Annotated in this window: 15 protein-coding genes and 1 tRNA gene; 6 read left to right on the plus strand and 10 right to left on the minus strand. The window is 39.1% G+C overall.

Annotated features, from left to right (window positions below):
- Positions 1 to 266 precede the first annotated feature (266 nt).
- The 5 genes from C7S20_RS02680 (at position 267) to C7S20_RS02700 (ending at position 7,421) form a co-directional block, all read left to right on the plus strand.
- Positions 267 to 1,160 (plus strand): LysR family transcriptional regulator, encoded by an 894-nt coding sequence (locus C7S20_RS02680; protein ID WP_107011031.1) that lies wholly within the window; start codon positions 267 to 269, stop codon positions 1,158 to 1,160.
- Positions 1,161 to 1,717: 557 nt separating this feature from the next.
- Entirely contained in the window at positions 1,718 to 3,541 is a 1,824-nt protein-coding gene (locus C7S20_RS02685) for an assimilatory sulfite reductase (NADPH) flavoprotein subunit (RefSeq protein ID WP_107011032.1), read from the plus strand.
- A gap of 160 nt (positions 3,542 to 3,701) precedes the next feature.
- Complete coding sequence (cysI, locus tag C7S20_RS02690) at positions 3,702 to 5,402, plus strand: assimilatory sulfite reductase (NADPH) hemoprotein subunit (RefSeq protein ID WP_107011033.1); 1,701 nt, start codon at positions 3,702 to 3,704, stop codon at positions 5,400 to 5,402.
- A gap of 518 nt (positions 5,403 to 5,920) precedes the next feature.
- Positions 5,921 to 6,463 carry a cupin domain-containing protein gene (locus C7S20_RS02695; protein WP_107011034.1) on the plus strand — a complete coding sequence of 181 codons (543 nt, stop codon included), beginning with the start codon at positions 5,921 to 5,923 and terminating at the stop codon, positions 6,461 to 6,463.
- Positions 6,464 to 7,094: 631 nt separating this feature from the next.
- Positions 7,095 to 7,421, plus strand: a complete 327-nt coding sequence (locus tag C7S20_RS02700; RefSeq protein WP_107011035.1) for a hypothetical protein — start codon at positions 7,095 to 7,097, stop codon at positions 7,419 to 7,421.
- Between the two features lie 143 nt (positions 7,422 to 7,564).
- Here the strand turns inward: C7S20_RS02700 and C7S20_RS02705 are convergent, their stop codons facing one another.
- The 10 genes from C7S20_RS02705 to C7S20_RS02750 form a co-directional block, all read right to left on the minus strand.
- Positions 7,565 to 8,788 carry a site-specific integrase gene (locus tag C7S20_RS02705; protein ID WP_107011036.1) on the minus strand — a complete coding sequence of 408 codons (1,224 nt, stop codon included), beginning with the start codon at positions 8,786 to 8,788 and terminating at the stop codon, positions 7,565 to 7,567.
- A 233-nt stretch (positions 8,789 to 9,021) separates the two neighbouring features.
- A tRNA-Val gene (locus C7S20_RS02710) sits at positions 9,022 to 9,096 on the minus strand.
- 162 nt (positions 9,097 to 9,258) lie between these two features.
- Positions 9,259 to 10,074 (minus strand): hypothetical protein, encoded by an 816-nt coding sequence (locus C7S20_RS02715; protein WP_107011037.1) that lies wholly within the window; start codon positions 10,072 to 10,074, stop codon positions 9,259 to 9,261.
- A 141-nt stretch (positions 10,075 to 10,215) separates the two neighbouring features.
- Positions 10,216 to 11,436: a bifunctional folylpolyglutamate synthase/dihydrofolate synthase gene (locus C7S20_RS02720; protein ID WP_227009087.1), complete on the minus strand. Its 1,221-nt coding sequence runs from the start codon at positions 11,434 to 11,436 to the stop codon at positions 10,216 to 10,218.
- Positions 11,437 to 12,258 carry an energy transducer TonB gene (locus C7S20_RS02725; RefSeq protein WP_107011038.1) on the minus strand — a complete coding sequence of 274 codons (822 nt, stop codon included), beginning with the start codon at positions 12,256 to 12,258 and terminating at the stop codon, positions 11,437 to 11,439.
- Positions 12,259 to 12,651 carry an ExbD/TolR family protein gene (locus C7S20_RS02730; protein WP_107011039.1) on the minus strand — a complete coding sequence of 131 codons (393 nt, stop codon included), beginning with the start codon at positions 12,649 to 12,651 and terminating at the stop codon, positions 12,259 to 12,261.
- 1 nt (position 12,652) lies between these two features.
- Complete coding sequence (locus C7S20_RS02735; RefSeq protein ID WP_107011040.1) at positions 12,653 to 13,354, minus strand: MotA/TolQ/ExbB proton channel family protein; 702 nt, start codon at positions 13,352 to 13,354, stop codon at positions 12,653 to 12,655.
- Between the two features lie 124 nt (positions 13,355 to 13,478).
- Positions 13,479 to 14,849 carry a sodium:proton antiporter NhaD gene (gene nhaD / locus C7S20_RS02740; RefSeq protein ID WP_107011041.1) on the minus strand — a complete coding sequence of 457 codons (1,371 nt, stop codon included), beginning with the start codon at positions 14,847 to 14,849 and terminating at the stop codon, positions 13,479 to 13,481.
- A gap of 10 nt (positions 14,850 to 14,859) precedes the next feature.
- Positions 14,860 to 16,086: a Glu/Leu/Phe/Val dehydrogenase dimerization domain-containing protein gene (locus C7S20_RS02745; RefSeq protein WP_107011042.1), complete on the minus strand. Its 1,227-nt coding sequence runs from the start codon at positions 16,084 to 16,086 to the stop codon at positions 14,860 to 14,862.
- Between the two features lie 65 nt (positions 16,087 to 16,151).
- Positions 16,152 to 17,216 (minus strand): anhydro-N-acetylmuramic acid kinase, encoded by a 1,065-nt coding sequence (locus tag C7S20_RS02750; protein ID WP_107011043.1) that lies wholly within the window; start codon positions 17,214 to 17,216, stop codon positions 16,152 to 16,154.
- Between the two features lie 91 nt (positions 17,217 to 17,307).
- Here C7S20_RS02750 and C7S20_RS02755 point away from each other — a divergent pair, with 91 nt between their 5' ends.
- The gene (locus tag C7S20_RS02755; protein ID WP_107011044.1) at positions 17,308 to 18,450 is read left to right on the plus strand and encodes an acyl-CoA dehydrogenase; all 1,143 of its coding nucleotides are present in this window, start codon (positions 17,308 to 17,310) and stop codon (positions 18,448 to 18,450) included.
- Positions 18,451 to 18,495 lie beyond the last annotated feature (45 nt).

Raw genomic sequence — 18,495 nt, forward strand, 5'->3', positions numbered from 1 at the left:
AAAATGATTTTGATTCCATAAATCAAAGAAAGCCATTTCTTAACTACAAGGTAATGGCAAGATATTATTAAAATCGGAAAATTTTCCCCATACCGTCCCATAGGATATGATCTCGCTCATTAAGCAAAAACACTTTACAAATCGGAAGACCAAAAAGAGTCTCTTTCAAATTAATATCCGGAAATTAGTATGTTCAGAAGGCCGAATAACCTTCATAAAAACCTTTTACAATTAGCCGGTAATGGCATTTATGAGTATTATTGTATATGTTCGATTTTCGCCTAAAAGTATTCAATACTGTTGCCAGAAGATTAAGTTTCACGAAAGCTGCCGAAGAGTTACATATTACGCAGCCTGCAGTGACCAAACATATCAAAGAGCTGGAAAACCAGTTTGATCTTGCACTTTTCGACAGGAGAGGAAATAAAGTACAGCTTTCTCCTGCAGGAGAGGTACTACTGAAACATACCGAAGAGATAAAAGAAATTTACAGACAGATAGAATTTGACCTAAATCAGCTCAATCAAACCTTTAAAGGTATTCTTCATATAGGATCCAGTACATCTATTACACAATATATTTTACCCCCTCTTCTTGCCCGTTTTCACAAGGTTCACCAGGAGGTAAAAGTAGAACTTCTCAGTGGAAATTCTGAGCAAATTGAGCAGGCCCTGCTTGATAAAAAAATTGAAGTTGGGGTTATTGAAGGTAAATCCAAACGCCGGGAAATTCATTATACACCATTTCTGAAAGACGAAATTGTAATGGTGTGTAGTAGTAAAAACCCTCTGGCTAAAAAAGATGAAATAATGCCTGAAGATCTTAAAAAGATTCCCCTGCTGTTGAGAGAACCAGGCTCGGGAACTTTAGAAGTAACTGCTGATGCCTTGAAACAAAAAGGAATAAGCCTGGGAGAACTTCAGGTCGAAATGCAACTGGGAAGCACTGAAGCTATTAAATCTTACCTGCAGCATTCTGATTGCATGGCCTTTGTGTCTTTACATGCCATCCTAAAAGAGCTTAAAAGTGGGCTTCTGAAAATAATTGAGATTAAAAAGTTACCGATTCATCGGGATTTCTACTTCATTACCCCGCAGGGACCAGAAGGTGGTCTCCCTTCGTTAATAATCGAATTTTTGATCAGGAACCATAATTTTTGATAATAAAGATTCATAAATAAAAACAGGATTAACAGCCTATCACTTTTCTAGAAGAATTCGAATTAAGATTATTTCCCTTTGTATTTAAGTTAGTTATACGCTCACGAGCTTTTTTCAGTCATTCAAGGCCTCCACTCCCTCATAACTTCTGGTTATCCAATATTAATAATTGCAATTGGTATTTTAGTTTCATCAAAGTTATTTTTGGACTTAATAACGAAAGCAAAAATTGTAATTTACTTTTAGTCAGGAATCGATATTAATTTTACACTGAGGAACTAAAGAAGATGAGCTTAAAATTTGGAGATGATGCATCGAATTTTAAAGCGCAAACTACGAAAGGGTAAATAGATTTTCATCAATAGCTAGTTAACAGTTGGGGCATGATTTATTTTAATCCTGCTGATTATACCGCAGGTGTACAGCTGAATTTGGCCATACAGCTCCCTTAAATTGAGATTTTACTGAGAGAGATAAAAGTACTTGCTGTTAGTGTTGATGATTATTAAACCCTGTGTAGCCCCCTACTCATACATAGAAAAGAAAAATTTGTGGCCATGGATATAAAAAACGGATTGGAAAGAGGACCCTTCAACGATAAGCAGGCGGAAAAATTAAATGAAGCGCTGTCGGGGTTAGATTCAGGACAGCTTCAGTGGCTAAGTGGATATTTTTCAGGTATTGGTCAGGTTTCTCCTGCAACAATAGCAACGGCTGATCAACAAGAACCGGCTGCGTCTAGAAATACTGCCTTTGTAAGCGAGCCTGAAAAGTTGAACATTTTATTTGGTAGTCACACGGGAAATAGTGAGGCTTTAGCATTTAACCTGGCTTCAATAGCGAAAGAGAAGGGCATAGAAACGGAAGTTTCTGATATGGCATCGTTTAAACCTCGAAACCTAAAGAAAATCACCAATCTTGCGGTTATTGTAAGCACTCACGGTTTGGGAGAACCTCCCATACAGGCTGAAGATCTTTATAATTTTCTGCACAGCAAAAAAGCACCTGATCTTTCCCATGTGCGATTTTCGGTTCTGGCCTTGGGCGACACCAGCTATGTTGATTTTTGCCAGACAGGGAAGGATTTTGATATTGCATTAGAAAAACTTGGTGCTCAACGTATTAGCTCCCGACAGGATTGTGATGTAGATTATGAAGAAGAGGCCGAAGCATGGCAACAGTCTTTTCTCCAGGCGCTTATAAAGTTTTCCGATTCAGGATCTAGTGTTAAAGTAAAGAATAATACTGCTGCCGGGGTAAAGGAACAAAAATACTCCAGAAAAAATCCATTTGAGGCAACCATTCTGGAAAAGGTAAGACTGAATGGGCGAGGATCATCTAAAGAAACCATACACTTGGAGCTGGATCTCGAGGGTTCCGGCTTGCAATATGAACCGGGTGATGCTTTGGGAGTTTTTGGAGCCAATCCGCCTTCGCTTATAGAAAAGGTTTTGAGTGTTACAAATCTTTCCGGTAATGAAATGGTGAAAAGCCATAAGGGTGAAAAAAGCCTGATGGAAGCTCTCACTTATGATTATGAGCTTACCCCACTTTCGAGGATAAACTTATCGAAATATGAGGAATTAACGGGAAGTAGAAAGCTAAAGGAGGTTCTTTCAGATAATATGAAAATTCTTGAATATCTGGCGGGACGTGATTTTCTGGATTTACTGGAAGAGGAGCCGCATAAATTTGAGCCTAACGAACTGCTTTCTGTTTTAAGAAAAAACACGCCTCGTATGTATTCCATAGCCTCCTCGCAGGATGCTGTGGAAGATGAAGTGCACCTGCTTGTATCGGTCGTGCGTTATTCTGCCTTTGGCAGGGAAAAAGAAGGACATTGTTCTGCGACCCTTGCGGACAGGCTTCAGGTGGATGATAAAGTAAAAGTTTTTGTAGATAAAAACAGTCGGTTTAAACTCCCTACCGATCCTGAGGCCCCGGTTATTATGGTCGGTCCTGGCACAGGAGTTGCCCCTTTTCGTGCTTTTATGCAACATCGCGAGGTCTCAGAGAAAAAAGGTCCGTCCTGGCTGTTTTTCGGAGATCGCAATTTCACTACCGATTTTCTTTATCAAACCGAATGGCAGCAATATCTTAAAGAAGGTGTGCTAACAAAAGCAGATGTGGCTTTTTCCCGGGATCAGGAGCAAAGATATTATGTGCAGCACAGGATGATGGAAAAGGGGAAAGAGCTTTATGAGTGGCTGGAAAATGGAGCTCATTTTTACGTTTGTGGCGATGCTAAAAAAATGGCCAAGGACGTGGATATAGCTTTAAAGCAAATTATCCAGCAACAGGGAGGAGTAACACCTGAAAAAGCGGAAGAATATATAAAGTATCTTCAAATATCAAAACGCTATCAGTCAGATGTTTATTAGACAGCTTTCATTTAGCCTAACCAGAAAGTCTGCACTGCTATTTACAACAGAAGTTTTTTCCGGTTGATAATTCCCACAGGGTTGAATTCGGTTAATAATAATCAAACCTGATTTGCACTTACAGAAGAAAACTTATTTAACAGAAAAGAATTGAGTAATTATGGAAGAGCGATTGAATAATCCGGATTTATCAGAAGATGAATTCATAAAAGATAAAAGTGATTTCTTAAGGGGTACCATCAGGGAAAGCTTACAAAATCCCCTGACGGGAGCCCTCGAGCCCGATGATATAAAGCTAATTAAATACCATGGATCCTATCAGCAATATGACCGGGATCTTGAAAGTGAGCGTAAACACCAGAAATTGGAACCTCTATATCAATTTATGGTTAGAGTGAGGGCTGCGGGAGGAATTACCACTTCCGAACAATGGCTTGCTTTGGATGAACTTTCAGAAAAGTATGGTAATGGCACCATGAAACTTACCACAAGACAGTCGTTTCAGTTCCATGGAATCTTAAAACGCAGTCTTAAACCAACAATTAAGGTTATAAACGAAGCCTTGTTAACCACTATTGCGACCTGCGGTGATGTTAACAGGAACGTTATGTGTAACCCTAATCCCTATCAATCGCCCATCCATGAGGAAGTTTATGAAATGGCTGGTCAAATTAGCGAAGCCTTTCTGCCTAAAACTTCCGCTTATCATGAAATCTGGCTGGATAAGGAAAAAGTGGCTGGAAGACCTGATAGGGAGCCTTTATATCATAAACATTACCTACCCCGGAAGTTTAAAATTGCCATAGCTATTCCGCCCAATAATGATATTGATGTATTTGCCAATGATTTAGGATTTATTGCCATTGAAGAAAATAACGAGCTAAAGGGATTTAATGTTTGTGTAGGCGGTGGACTTGGAAGCACTTTTGGTGAAAAAACTACATATCCGCGGCTGGCAGATGTAATAGGTTTTGTCCAAAAAGATAAAATTATTGAAGTTGCCGAAACAATCATTACCATCCAGAGAGATTTTGGTAACCGGGAGGACAGGAAAAATGCCAGGTTCAAATATACTATCGATAAAAGGGGGTTGAACTGGTTGGTAAACGAATTGCATAGCCGCCTAGGTTGGGAAATTGAAAGCCCACGGAGCTTTAAATTTATCACCAATGGGGATAAATACGGATGGGTTAAAGGAACAAATGGCAAATGGTTTTACACCTTATTTGTAGAACATGGCAGGATCAAAGATGAGGAAGGTTACCAGCTCAAAAAAGCATTGAGAGAAATAGCCCAAATACTGAAAGGAGATTTTCGACTTACCGGAAACCAGAACCTGATTATAGCTAATGTAGAAGATAAAGATAAAAAATCCATTGAAGCCATTCTAGTTGAACGAGGGGTTTTCAATAATCCAAAGCTAACCGGGCTGCGCAAAAATTCCATGGCCTGTGTCGCCTTAAATACCTGTGGATTAGCTTTCGCCGAAGCTGAACGTTATTTGCCTTCCTTAATTGATAAGCTGGATGAAATTATGAGGAAAAATGGTCTGGAAGAGAATGAAATCAATATTCGAATGACCGGCTGCCCTAATAATTGTGCCAGATCCTCTTTGGGAGAAATAGCCTTTATAGGTCGTGCAGTTGGTAGATATAACATGTACTTGGGAGCAAGCCATAACGGTGATCGTTTAAATACTTTGTACAAAGAAATGCTTTCTGAAGAGGACATATTGCAAGAACTGGAACCTATCATTGCAGCATACGCAAGGGAGCGGAATCAAAAAGAGCACTTTGGAGATTTTGTGATTAGGAAAAGAATAGTGGAAGTAACTGAGCGACCTATAAAATTTTTATCTTAATCTTAAACCTCTCTTGATGAATAATTTTAAACAAATTACCCTTTAAGAATAAGATTCCTCTTTTAATGTATCCCAGGCATTTATAATGTCTGATGCCTACTGGCGAAGATTATGCGATATATTTTTATCCCTAATAATTTATTCTAAGTTTGAATAATAAGGCTCTATCAAGATATTCATCTCTCGCCAGGTGCATAGAGAAATAGAATCCAGGAAATCCTGCGGGTCATTTGGTTACCCATCTATTGGTAAATATTCGGAGTGGTTGGAGATTCGGGTGACCTCAGTTTCCAATAGGGGCCTGAAAGCATTTGTCCTCCTTATGGAATGCGGCTAAGAATGTACTGGATATAATGAAATTCACTCATCGGTATCTTACATTATTAATCAATTCAATCCCTGTACCTTTCTGATTTTGAATGCAAAGTCAGTTAAACTGCTCATCTCAAAAAAATATTTTCTTACATTGTACCAATTAAAATATTACTACGTCTAAAGGCAAGCTACAACTGAATAAAATGAAACGAAAAATTATAAATCCCGTAATAAAAGACACAGCCACATTTTTGCAGACATCTGAAGAATCAGAGGGGAAAGTTAGTGACATGGAATTCACTTTGATGCCGGGTGGAGGAACTCCACTTCACTACCACAAGAGCTATGCTGAAACCTTTACTGCCATTGATGGGGATCTTGGGTTAAAATTAGGGAAAAACGAAACTAAAATTTTAAAACCAGGAGAGACTCATACCGTTCAACCCAAATCCCTCCATAGTTTCTTTAATCCTAATGGACAAGAAATTAAATTCAACGTAAAAATTAAACCCGGCCATACAGGCTTTGAGAATTCACTAAGAATACTATATGGATTAGCGGAAGACGGACATACCAACAAAAAGGGAATTCCTAAAAGTATAAAACATACAGCTATTGTTGTATGTATGAGCGATATGAATATACCCGGCTTTTTATCGCTTATTTTTCCTGTTTTAAAGCGTATAGCCATCAAAGCAAAAGCCAACGGCGAAGAAAAAAAACTCCTTAATAAATACTGTAAATAGAGAACTTAGGGAATTTAAAACGAAAGATTTAAAAAATGCCAGATACCTTTATACTCAATTTACTTTACCAGAATTTTGTCCTTATTACCTGAAAAATTCTCTTTTCATCCATTTGAAGTAGTCCATGAATTTCTCATAATCTATAACTTCAAAGTAATTAAAATATCCACATAATTAATACAGAGAATCGTTCAGGTCAAGAAGTCCTCCCAAATGTCCATTTACTTTCTTTAGTTTACTATAGCGTAATACCGCTAGTAATTAAAAGCCATTAAAGAACACTTTTTTGGAAGTACAAAGATTATCCCAACTTCCCTAAATACCGTCTTCTTTTTTAAAATGGCTTTGGTTTTCTTATGGAGTAGTATATGGCTGTAAGTTGCGAAAATAGATGTCACATTAGAGTGGTCCTTCAAATTAAAATCAATGTCAAATAATTAAAAAAATAGAAGATGTTTGCTAGCAGAGGAGAAAATCCCGCTAATCAAAAACCTTTAAACAAGTTGTTAAAAATTAAAGGCCATTTGCACCAAAAACACGTATTTAACAAATGTTTATTTATTTTTAAGGCATTAAAAATGTTTTTAAACGTATATTTGACTATTAATCTGTATGTATAACCCTACAAAAAATGTGTTTATTTTCGTCTTCAGATGCAAAACACTTTAAAAATGGTATTTCCCTGGAAGAACTATTCCAAAAGTATGACCTTTATATGGTTCAAAAACTAGTTAAACACAATCTAATTTACATCGATAACATCAACCGGGTTTTTTTAACCGATAAAGGTAAAATCGCAAGACAATTCGGATTCGAGAAATTCATCGAATTAGAACTCCTGGAAAAGAAATTTTTAAAAAGGAATTACTTTCTATGGAATTTAAAAAATAGTGTATTATACCTTTCTTTAATCAGTTTAATTATTCTTCTTGGATTTATAACTATTCATGAGCTATAAACACCCCCCGCGCTATAAGTTTTTCTTTAAGAGGATATTCCCTGATCATTAACTTCCTTATCAATCAACTGCTTGTAAACAACATTCTGCAATTCCAATTTATCCGAAGATAAAACTCTTTTTAAATCTCTTTTACAAAAAAATTAGTGTTCTATATCCAATTTGCGCTGAAGCAATTCCATATCCTGGCTGATCTTTTGATCCAGTACACGCGCATATATTTGAGTGGTCGCCAACCTGGTATGTCCTAAAATTTTCGACACGGTTTCTATTGGGACTCCATTTGTAAGAGTAACTGTAGTAGCGAAGGTATGTCTCGCCATATGAAATGTCAGGTGCTTATTAATCTTACATTTATCTGCAAGTTCTTTTAAATAACTATTCAGCTTCTGATTTGATAAGCGAGGCAGCAAATTATCCTCACCTCTTCTGGGATGGTCCCGATATTTTTCCAGGATGTCAACAGGGGCTTTTAATAAAGGAAGCCGAACGGCAGTATCAGTTTTAGCTCGTTTTGTGAGGATCCATTTTTTATCATCAATAGTTGCAAGATGTGAATTATTTAATACTATTAAATCACAATAAGAAAGGCCTGTATAACAGCTAAAAACAAAAAGGTCTTTTACTATTTCAAGCCGTTCCACAGATGTTGCATAATTTTCAATGGATGCCAATTCAGGTGCAGTTAAAAATTCGCGTTCTTTTTTTTCCATTTTTATTTTATACCCTTTAAGGGGATTATTGGAGATCCACCCCAGGTTTAGAGCAATCCTGATCATTTTTCGGAACCTTTGAAGGTGTTTCATCGCACCGTTGTTACTCATGGTTCCGTGATAATGCTTTGGGTGGTAGGTACGCAAAAAAGTTTCAAACCCGGTGACAAAATTGAAATCGAGTTTATTTAGATGAATATCCTCCTTACCGTTGATTTTATATATGTACTCCAACAAATAGTTTTGAGTTGTTCTATAGTGACTCATTGTTGCAGCACTCAAATTATGATTGTGATGCAGGTTATGATAGTCAAAAAGATCCTGAAGAGATTTTTGATCTTCCTCTTCACCTAAAAAATGAGCTTTAACCGCTTCTGCAGTTACCTCAGCATCTGCCTTCATTAATTCTCTATAACTAGAGTAAAGCTCTGCACGAACATGTTGGATATACTCATTTATCTCCTGAGCTTCCGGGGTTCGGCCTTTGACCTTCGACCTCTTTTTATCCCAGTCGTTTGCGGGGATTTCGTGCTTTAAACTTAAATTGACTCTTTTACCATTTAAGGTAATACGGGCATAGAGCTTTGACTGCTCCAATGAGGTTCTGGAAGTGTTTATCCAGAACAGGACAGAAAATGTTGACCTAGATTTCATAGTTGTCGTCTTTAAATGAAACAAAAAAATTAGACGAAAGTCAAATTTCAACTATTTGATCTACAGAATGTTACAGCTATATCGGTCAACACTTTTTTGAAAAAAATTTTGTTGACCGAATAACAGACCATTTTAATTCAAATCATATCAAATTAAATGAAGGTCAAAAAACCACAAAACCTTGCAAATCAATAAGATAGGCAAGGTTTTGTATTAATTCAATCTCTAAAAAGTGGGCGCGAAGGGATTCGAACCCCTGACCCCTTGGGTGTAAACCAAGTGCTCTGAACCAACTGAGCTACGCGCCCTTTCATGATTGCGGATGCAAATATAGATTAGATTTTCAATTACGCAAAACAAATCTGAGAAAAATATTCATTAATTTTTTTGCTTTTTGCCTGGCGTAATTTGGAAAAAATAATACTTCTCATGAAAGTTTTTTCAACTGGTTCAAAGACACTAAACTGGGATCAGTTTTTCTGTAGTTCCGGAATACTTCGATAGATATAATCGGCATGTTTACCGGTAAAAAGTTTTCCCAATTCCTTGTCAAAAGCCTCTCTTTTTGCTTCATCTGGCCAGGCCTGCGCCATAAGTTCTCCTTCTTCAGCAAATGCATCTTCAATATCACCCAATTTATCAAATACAAAAACCTCAACCAGATCACGGCTATTGGATCCCCAGCGATGACGCATGGTATAATATCCTTTCAACTTTGAATTTTTGCTGGTAACTTTATCGTAGTACTCCTTAAAATTCTCTGGATTTCCTTCAGGATTCATTGATAGATCGCTTTTCTTCATATAATAAATCATAGGCTTATCCGATTTTGAAGCAGGCATATAATAGGGAAGCGAAACATAAATTTCATCACTATGCTGTGGGCTATAATAGCTACCTTGTTTCTTTAAAAATGCCTGTCTTGCCTTCTCATCTGGCCACGCCTCTTTTAATAGTCGGTTATTTTCTTCCTGAGCCTTTTCAATATCATCCCAACTACGATAAACATTTACCCGCATCAGCTCCGAGTTATCTGGCGTAAAATAATGGGTATAAAGTCCAGAATCTAAAATAAGATCATTCTTACTGGTAACCTTCTCAAAATACTCCTTCTCGGTTTTCAACCAGTCTGAAAAATCAGTTTCAGGATCGGGATTCCAGTGCATGGTAGTCATGGTAACAAATACAGGTCCGTCATCGGTTGCAGCCTGGTCCTGGGCAAAGGTGTTTACATTTATCCACAGCGTGAGCGCCAGGGCAATCAAAAGTTTTTCAATTGTTTTCATTTTTAGTTGATATTTTTAGTTAATAATACATAGCTAAAAAGTCAACTCATGAAGTTTTGGGAAGCCTGGCAAGAGTAGGAAAGAAATAGATAAGGGGAAATTGGCGCGTATTCCTGTTAAATTTAAATTTATTTTTTGAATTTACACCACTTCAGCTACAGTAAAATTACTTCCGCCAACAAAAATTATATCCTCATCCAGTGCCTCTTCTTCAGCTGCAAAGAAAGCCAATTGAACAGATTTATAAATTTTTCCCGACAATTCATATTTTTCAGCTTCCTTTTTGAGAATATCGGCATCCAATCCCCGCGGCACCTCAGGTTTACAAAAGTAATAATTTGCATCTTTAGGAAAAAGAGGTAAGACTTTGGAAAGATCCTTATCATTAACTACCCCCAAAACTATATGCAGATGTTGAAATTCTTCCTTTCGGAGCTGTTTCATGACAAGTTTTAAGCCTTCAGCGTTATGTGCAGTATCACAAATGACTTTTGGTTTTTCCCTGATGATGTCCCACCTTCCCTGGAACCCGGTATGAAGTTTTACATTATTAAGGCCATTTATTACCGCTTCTTCCGGAAGATCCCATCCTTTTTCTCTCATAAGTTTTATAGCTGCCATTACAGTTTTCAGATTCATTCGCTGGTAGCCTCCTTTCAGATCGGTATGATAGGTTGGAGTTTTTGTTTTAGAAGCAAAAATGATTTCTGATTCCATATCTTCCGCCTTTTTTCTGAAAACCGGCGTGGTTTCCTCCTGTTCTTCCCCTATGATCACCGGAACATTCTTTTTTATTATCCCGGCTTTTTCCGAAGCAATTTCAGCCAGCGTTTCGCCCAGGTAGGCCGTATGATCCAGGCCAATATTCGTAATGACTGATAGTTCGGGATGAATTATATTTGTGGAATCCAGCCTGCCTCCCATTCCTACTTCAATAATAGCCATATCTACTTTTTCTTTGGAAAAGTACTGAAATGCCATCCCTACTGTCATTTCGAAAAAACTCAGGCGGTTAAAGGCGAGGAAATTTTGGTTTTCGTCAATAAATTGGATCACTTCTTTCTGCGGTACCACCATCCCGTTGATCTTTATTCGTTCGCGGAAATCCTTCAAATGCGGAGAGGTATAAAGTCCGGTTTTATAGCCTGCAGCCTGAAAGATCGAAGCCAGCATATGACTTACCGAACCTTTACCGTTGGTTCCAGCCACATGAATGCTTTTAAACCCGGTTTCCGGATGCTCCAGAAAATCGGCAAGTTTTAAAGTATTGGAAAGGTCTTTTTTAAAAGCCTGTTTTCCCACGCGCTGGAACATGGGTAACTGCTGAAACATCCATTCAACAGTTTCTTTATAAGTTTTCACTTATTCGGTGAGTTTAAAATTGTAGATAATAGTTCCTACCTGCCTGGATGGAGCATTCGCGTCACTATTGAAGCGAGTGACAAGTGCAGCTCTTTTCGCAGGATCGGTTAAACAGGGGGCATTATTTGTGGTTCCTTTTACTCCGGGAATGGCCGAAATAACCTGTCCCTGGCGGTTCACTTCTATACGCACCACCACAATTCCCGATTCATTACAATCCTGCACAAATTTTTCTTTATTCAGCGCTTTTCTTCCTCCAAGCCTGTAATTGCCGTCACCATCAAGACCGGCTCCCTGACCGTAATAGGAGCTGGCATTGGGATCACCATCAGGACTTCCTTTATCTCCCGCCTGGTTATCATTTCCTTCACCTCCTGTTGCTTTACCGTCTTTTTCCGGACCGTTTAAAATACTGCTAAGAGCGTCGTTGGTAGATTTATCGGGTGTGGGTTCCGGTTTTTTAACGGGTTTAGGTTCTTCTTTAGGTTTTTCGGGTTGTTTGGTTTCAACAGGTTGTTCCTTTTTCTTTTTTTCGATCACTGGAGCTTCCTCTTTATCCTGAGTAACCACTTCCTTTTCGATCACCGGTTCAGATTTTACCGGCTGTGCGGCATTTTGTTTTGGAGCAGATTTTACCGGCTCTTTTGGCTGCTCTGTTCCCGAGCCCACTTCAGAAGTTCCAAAATTCACCGCGATCCCACTTTCGGGTGGCGGGTCGAGATAAGTAAGGCCGAAAAAAATCAAAAGAAGGATCAGGATCACGTGCAGGATAACGGTGATCGTGAATGATTTCTTCTCATGTTTAGTTTCCAGCATTGCCATTTATTCAGGTTTTACTGCGAGTACGATTTTATAACTATTTCTATTCGCGATATCCATAACGCGCACGGCCTTTTCTATAGGCACTCCTTCTTCAACCCTCAGGATAATGGTGGGGTTTTCTTTTCCGGCCAGCCTTTGCTTCAATTCTCCTTCCAGTGAACTATTACTCACCCGGTCGCTGTTTATATACACCTGCAGGTCTTTGGTAATGCTCACCGAAAGCGTTTGCTTATTGGTGGTTTTACCCTTTGCCTTCGGAAGGATAAGATCCAGCGCCTCCGGGGTAATTACCGGGGAAGTCAGCATAAAGAAGATGAGAAGCAGAAAAACCACATCGGTCATCGAACTCATACTGAATTCCGGACTTATTTTATTTCTTCCTCTTAGATTCATATTAAGCCGGCTCGTTTAAAAGATCAAGGAAATCAACTGCTGTTGCTTCCATTTGATGCACCACTTTATCGGTTTTAACCACCAGGTGATTATACCCAATATACGCGATAATACCTACTATCAAACCGGCAACCGTGGTAGTCATGGCGGTGTAAATTCCTTCAGCAAGTGCTCCCATTTGCGCCTGGCCGCTACTTGTTGCCAATTCATGAAAAGCAAGCACCATACCAATTACAGTACCGAGAAACCCGATCATAGGCGCGGCACCGGCAATGGTCGCCAGGATACTCACATTTTTTTCCAGCTTATAGACCTCAAGCCTTCCGGCATTTTCTATGGCTGTATTGATATCTTCCAGCGGACTCCCGATACGGGAAATTCCTTTTTCTGTAAGTCTTCCAACCGGTGAATCGCTTTGCTGGCAACGTATCTTCGCAGATTCAATATTTCCACTTAATACACTATCTTTAATCTGAAGCATGAAATTCTTATCTATTTTACTTGCAGCTTTGATGGCGAAGAGCCTTTCAAAATAAATATAGACCGCCGCAAATAACAAAATAAAAAGAATTACAATAATGATCTGGCCTCCAAGGCTTCCACTAAACATCAGGTCAAACAACGAAAGTGTTTTTTCCTCTACGACCGGCTCTGCAGCTTGTGCAGCATCAGCAAGGCCGTCCTGCTGAATAAAATATAGCATAGGTATCTCTAGGTTTTTAATTGTAACGTGAGAATTCGATTTTAATTGTAAATATAGACGAGCCTTTATTTTCTCACAACCTTAGAAGCAGGAATAAAAATTAAATTATTAACGGGATATTAAGTTAGATATATTCCAATAAAATAAAACCTATCGCACCTGAAATAAAACCTATCAATGCAAGCGGTGCAATATTTTTAAGATACCACATAAAATCTATTTTTTCCATTCCCATTGCCGCTACCCCGGCAGCAGAACCAATGATCAATAAACTTCCTCCCGTACCGGAACAGTATGCGATGAAATGCCAGATATAACTATCTAAAGGAAGATCGTACATCGCCATAGAGGCCGCAACTAACGGAACATTATCGATAACAGAAGAAAGTCCGCCAATAAGTATGATCACGGCATTCATACTTGGGATGGCCGCTGATAAACGATGCGCGGCATACAATAAAGTTCCTACTGACTGCCCATCAATAGAACCAAAAACAAGGCTTTCCAGGCCTGCAACCGCTAGTAAAATTCCGAGGAAAAACAAAATACTGGAAAACTCGATCTTTGAAAGTGCTTTATGAGTAGAATACTGGTGTTTTTCAACTTTTGTAATATTCTTGACCGGTTTCACATATTCTGATACCAGCCAAACCACACCCAGGCTGAAAAGCATCCCAATATATGGAGGAAGCCCTGTGATCCATTTAAAGACAGGAACAAATAAAATGCCGCCGAGCCCTGTTAACAACATCGTTTTACTACTTAAAATCCTTTCTGAACCCGGATCATCAATTTTTTTCTTTAAAACTGTTTCTCCTTTAAAAGCTTTTAGCTTGCTGGCAAAAGCAAAAGGCAACGCAAAACAGATGATGGAAGGAAGGATAACATATTCTGAAAGTCCTGCCGTAGTTACCTTATTATTGATCCATAACATAGTGGTGGTGACATCTCCAATTGGGGACCAGGCCCCTCCGGCATTCGCTGCGATCACAATAAGGGCAGCAAACCATACCCTGAATTTACTTTTAGGAACGAGCTTCCTAAGCAAAGTTATCAGAATTATGGTGGTGGTAAGATTATCAATAATGGCTGATAAAAGAAAAGCCAGGATGCCTAAAATCCAAAGCAGTCTGACTTTATTTGTGGTAGTAATTCTTTTTTTAATGATGGCGAATCCACGATGAAGGTCAATAATTTCAACAATTGTCATTGCCCCTATTAAAAAAAACAAAATCTCACTGATCTTGCTAAAATGATGCATCAGGTTCCTATTGAAACCTTCCTGCTGCACCTCTAAATTCCCCTTGGCGATATTAAAAATTTCTCCGTGAGTATCGATAATGGAAAACCATCCCTGGTTAAAACCATAAGAGAGCATGGCCCACATAAGGGTGGCCATAAGTAAGGCTGAAACAGATTTGTCCAGCCTTAACGGATGTTCCAGGGTAATCAACAAATATCCAAGAACAAAAAGAATTATTATAAAGCTTATCATTGCTTATCATTTATATCAGCTGTTTTAAGGCTATTTCAAAAGCAGTACGGCTTATGTCTGTTCTTGAAGGGTTGTTATTATAGGTATTTTGAATGGCTTCTTTGATAATAGAAGAAGTATCATTAAAGATAGCTTCATCGGTCATTTGCACTCTTCTTTCCATAAAGTAGGCAAATACACGGGCCATCCCACAGTTGGAAATAAAATCTGGGATCAGGCTAACTTTTTCATCGGTATATTCCATTATCGGGCCGAAGAAGATCTCTTTATCGGCAAAAGGAACATTGGCACCACAGGAGATCACCTCCAGTTTTCTTTCAATAAGGCTGGAAATCTGGTCTTTGGAAATCAGCCTTGAAGCCGCGCAGGGAGCAAATATTTCTGCATCCAGCTTCCATATCTTTTCGTTGATCTCTTCAAAAGGAATTAAATTATCATGATTGAGGGTATTTCCTTTTTTATTCAGAAACAATTCCCTGATTTCCTCAAAACTGAAGCCCTCTTCTTTGATAAGGCCTCCAACCCTGTCTATTATTCCAATTACTTTTACTCCAAGCTGAGCCAGGTAATAGGCCGCGGCAGAACCAACATTTCCAAAGCCCTGAACAATCGCTCTCTTTCCTTTTATATCACCTCCATAAATGGAATAATAATGATGTGCCGCTTCAGCAACTCCATAGCCGGTGATCATATCAGCCACGGTATATTTTCTCCTGATATCTGGGGAATAGTTCGTGTTTTCAAGAACTTTGATCACTCCCTGGCGCAATTGTCCAATTCTATTGATCTTATCAGCTTCAGTTGGTTTAAAATGTCCCGTAAAAACCCCTTCCTGAGGATGCCAAACACCACAATCTTCAGTAATTGGGATCACTTCATTTATTTCATCAATATTAAGATCGCCGCCGGTTCCGTAATAGCTTTTCAAAAGTGGAGAAACAGCTTTATACCAGCGTTCCAGAACGCCTTTTTTTCGAGGATCGGAAGGATCAAAATTAATTCCCGATTTGGCACCACCAATAGGCGGACCGGAAACGGTAAATTTCACTTCCATGGTTTTGGCCAAAGAAAGAACTTCGTTCATATCAAGGCCTTTTCGCATACGGGTACCACCGCCGGCAGCACCGCCGCGAAGGGAATTTATTACCGTCCAGCCTTCGGCTTCGGTTTCAGAATCTTTCCAGTTAAATACGATTTCAGGTTCTTTATTTTCATATATCGTAAGTAAGTCTTTCATGTAAATTAATTTTGGTGCAAAGATAAAAAATCGGTCAGGGGTAAAATTCTAAATTCTCAATATTTTCAGGGCTTAAAAATGCGACCGGATGAATGGTCAATACGGGCTCCGGTGACCGATCTCAGAATATTTATTTCGCCCCTCAATTTCAAAGCACCCAAAAGTGCAAAAATCAGTGCTTCTTTAAATTCAACCAGCTGGTTTCCGGGAACCACAAAATCACAGGCAGAAAATTTACGTAGCTCCTCAATTAAATATGAATTGTAAACTCCTCCCCCGGTTAGAAGTACAGCAGATTCGCTGTTATCATCGAGTACATTGGCTATTTGTATAGCCACATGAACGGTGTAGGTTTTTAAAATTGAAAAATTATCGAGCCCTGAATTTTCCAGCATGGGAAGAATTTCGGCATTCACCCATTCTATTCCCAGGGATTTGGGAGGTTGAAGACTGTAAAATTTAAGCGCATTCAGTTTTTCGAGTAGATCAGCATCCAGTTTTCCCATTCTCGCCATCTGCCCGTTTTTATCGAATTGCTTACCCTCTTTTCTGCTAAAATAATTGAGAACGGTATTTACCGGGCAGATATCATAAGCTTTTCGATTTTCCTCATCTTCTTGTGAAACATTCGCAAATCCGCCAAGATTGATACAGTATTTGTATTCGCCAAATAAAAGCCGATCCCCCATAGGCACCAAAGGAGCGCCCTGGCCGCCAAGCTCCACATCCTGAACCCGAAAATCACATACCACCGGGATCCCGGTTAGTCTGGCAAGTTTCGGCAAATTTCCAATTTGAAAGGTAATTCCCTTTTTTGGCAAATGTTTTACCGTATGCCCGTGGCTACAAACAGCATCGATAAGATCAAGCTGATTTTGATCAATAAATTTTTTAATGATTTCTGCCAGGTAAGCAGTGTATTCATTATCAAGTTCATTAAGCGCCGCCTGGTCAAGATGAATGGCATCATTGAGCCTGGAAACCCATTCTTCCGGATATGGAAAAGTCTGCGCTAATTTTATTTCATAGTCTACGCTATCTAAAAAACTTATCTCGGTAAAAACCATATCCACACCGTCAAGGGAAGTACCCGACATGACGCCTATTAATCTATAGGTAGTTTTTTTCATATTCGTAAAATTAATCAATATCAATTGAAAAATAGGTATCAAAAGGCTATCTTTGGCGTCCAAAAATCATTTTTTTATAAATTTCTTTCGCATGGATTTTACACTTACCGAAGAACATATAATGATAAGAGACGCAGCCCGTGATTTTGCAAAGACAGAGTTGCTTCCCGGCGTCATCGAACGAGATGAAAAGCAAAAGTTTCCTGCCGAACAGGTGAAGAAAATGGGAGAACTGGGCTTTTTAGGAATGATGGCTTCTCCTGAGTACGGCGGTGGCGGAATGGATACGATCTCTTACGTTCTGGCCATGGAAGAAATTTCAAAAATTGATGCTTCGGCCTCAGTGATCATGTCGGTCAATAACTCCCTGGTATGTTGGGGTCTGGATACTTTTGGAACTGAAGAACAAAAGAAAAAATATCTCTCCAAGCTAACTACGGGTGAGAAACTGGGTGCTTTTTGTCTTTCGGAACCTGAAGCCGGAAGTGACGCTACTTCCCAAAAAACCACCGCAATCGATAAAGGTGACCACTATCTATTAAACGGAACAAAAAACTGGATAACCAATGGGAATTCTGCCGATTTCTACCTGGTTATCGCACAAACACATAAAGAAAAAAAACACAAAGGGATCAATGCCTTTATTGTTGAAAAAGAATGGGACGGATTTGAAATAGGACCAAAAGAACAGAAGCTCGGCATTCGAGGAAGCGATACGCATTCCCTCAATTTCAATGATGTAAAAGTGCCAAAAGAAAACAGGATTGGTGAAGATGGTTTCGGATTTAAATTCGCGATGAAAACACTTTCCGGCGGAAGAATAGGGATCGCCGCTCAGGCGCTTGGAATCGCTTCCGGGGCTTATGAACTTGCCAAAGAATATTCAAAACAGCGAAAAGCTTTCGGGACAGAAATTTGTAACCACCAGGCCATCGCCTTTAAACTTGCCGACATGCATACTCAAATCGAAGCCGCACGGCACCTGGTAATGAAAGCCGCCTGGGATAAAGACCAGGGCAACAGCTATGACCTTTCAGGCGCGATGGCAAAACTACACGCTTCACAAACCGCGATGGATGTGACTGTAGAAGCAGTCCAGGTTCACGGCGGAAATGGTTACGTAAAAGAATACCATGTGGAAAGGTTAATGAGAGATGCCAAGATCACGCAGATCTACGAAGGAACTTCTGAAATACAAAAGATCGTGATTTCCAGAAGTATTCTTAAAGATTAATATTTCAGAGAAAATTATAAAAAAAGAGCAGCCAAATTTGGCTGC

This window comes from Christiangramia fulva (assembly GCF_003024155.1).
Taxonomy (GTDB): domain Bacteria; phylum Bacteroidota; class Bacteroidia; order Flavobacteriales; family Flavobacteriaceae; genus Christiangramia; species Christiangramia fulva.

Coding starts and splice junctions, on each gene's coding strand:
- C7S20_RS02715 (WP_107011037.1), bottom strand. CDS start 10,074: ATGAAAACAATTGAAAAACTTTTGATTGCCCTGGCGCTCACGCTGTGG.
- C7S20_RS02705 (WP_107011036.1), bottom strand. CDS start 8,788: ATGAAATCTAGGTCAACATTTTCTGTCCTGTTCTGGATAAACACTTCC.
- C7S20_RS02755 (WP_107011044.1), top strand. CDS start 17,308: ATGGATTTTACACTTACCGAAGAACATATAATGATAAGAGACGCAGCC.
- C7S20_RS02700 (WP_107011035.1), top strand. CDS start 7,095: ATGTGTTTATTTTCGTCTTCAGATGCAAAACACTTTAAAAATGGTATT.
- C7S20_RS02685 (WP_107011032.1), top strand. CDS start 1,718: ATGGATATAAAAAACGGATTGGAAAGAGGACCCTTCAACGATAAGCAG.
- C7S20_RS02725 (WP_107011038.1), bottom strand. CDS start 12,258: ATGGCAATGCTGGAAACTAAACATGAGAAGAAATCATTCACGATCACC.
- cysI (WP_107011033.1), top strand. CDS start 3,702: ATGGAAGAGCGATTGAATAATCCGGATTTATCAGAAGATGAATTCATA.
- C7S20_RS02745 (WP_107011042.1), bottom strand. CDS start 16,086: ATGAAAGACTTACTTACGATATATGAAAATAAAGAACCTGAAATCGTA.
- C7S20_RS02750 (WP_107011043.1), bottom strand. CDS start 17,216: ATGAAAAAAACTACCTATAGATTAATAGGCGTCATGTCGGGTACTTCC.
- C7S20_RS02735 (WP_107011040.1), bottom strand. CDS start 13,354: ATGCTATATTTTATTCAGCAGGACGGCCTTGCTGATGCTGCACAAGCT.
- C7S20_RS02730 (WP_107011039.1), bottom strand. CDS start 12,651: ATGAATCTAAGAGGAAGAAATAAAATAAGTCCGGAATTCAGTATGAGT.
- nhaD (WP_107011041.1), bottom strand. CDS start 14,849: ATGATAAGCTTTATAATAATTCTTTTTGTTCTTGGATATTTGTTGATT.
- C7S20_RS02680 (WP_107011031.1), top strand. CDS start 267: ATGTTCGATTTTCGCCTAAAAGTATTCAATACTGTTGCCAGAAGATTA.
- C7S20_RS02695 (WP_107011034.1), top strand. CDS start 5,921: ATGAAACGAAAAATTATAAATCCCGTAATAAAAGACACAGCCACATTT.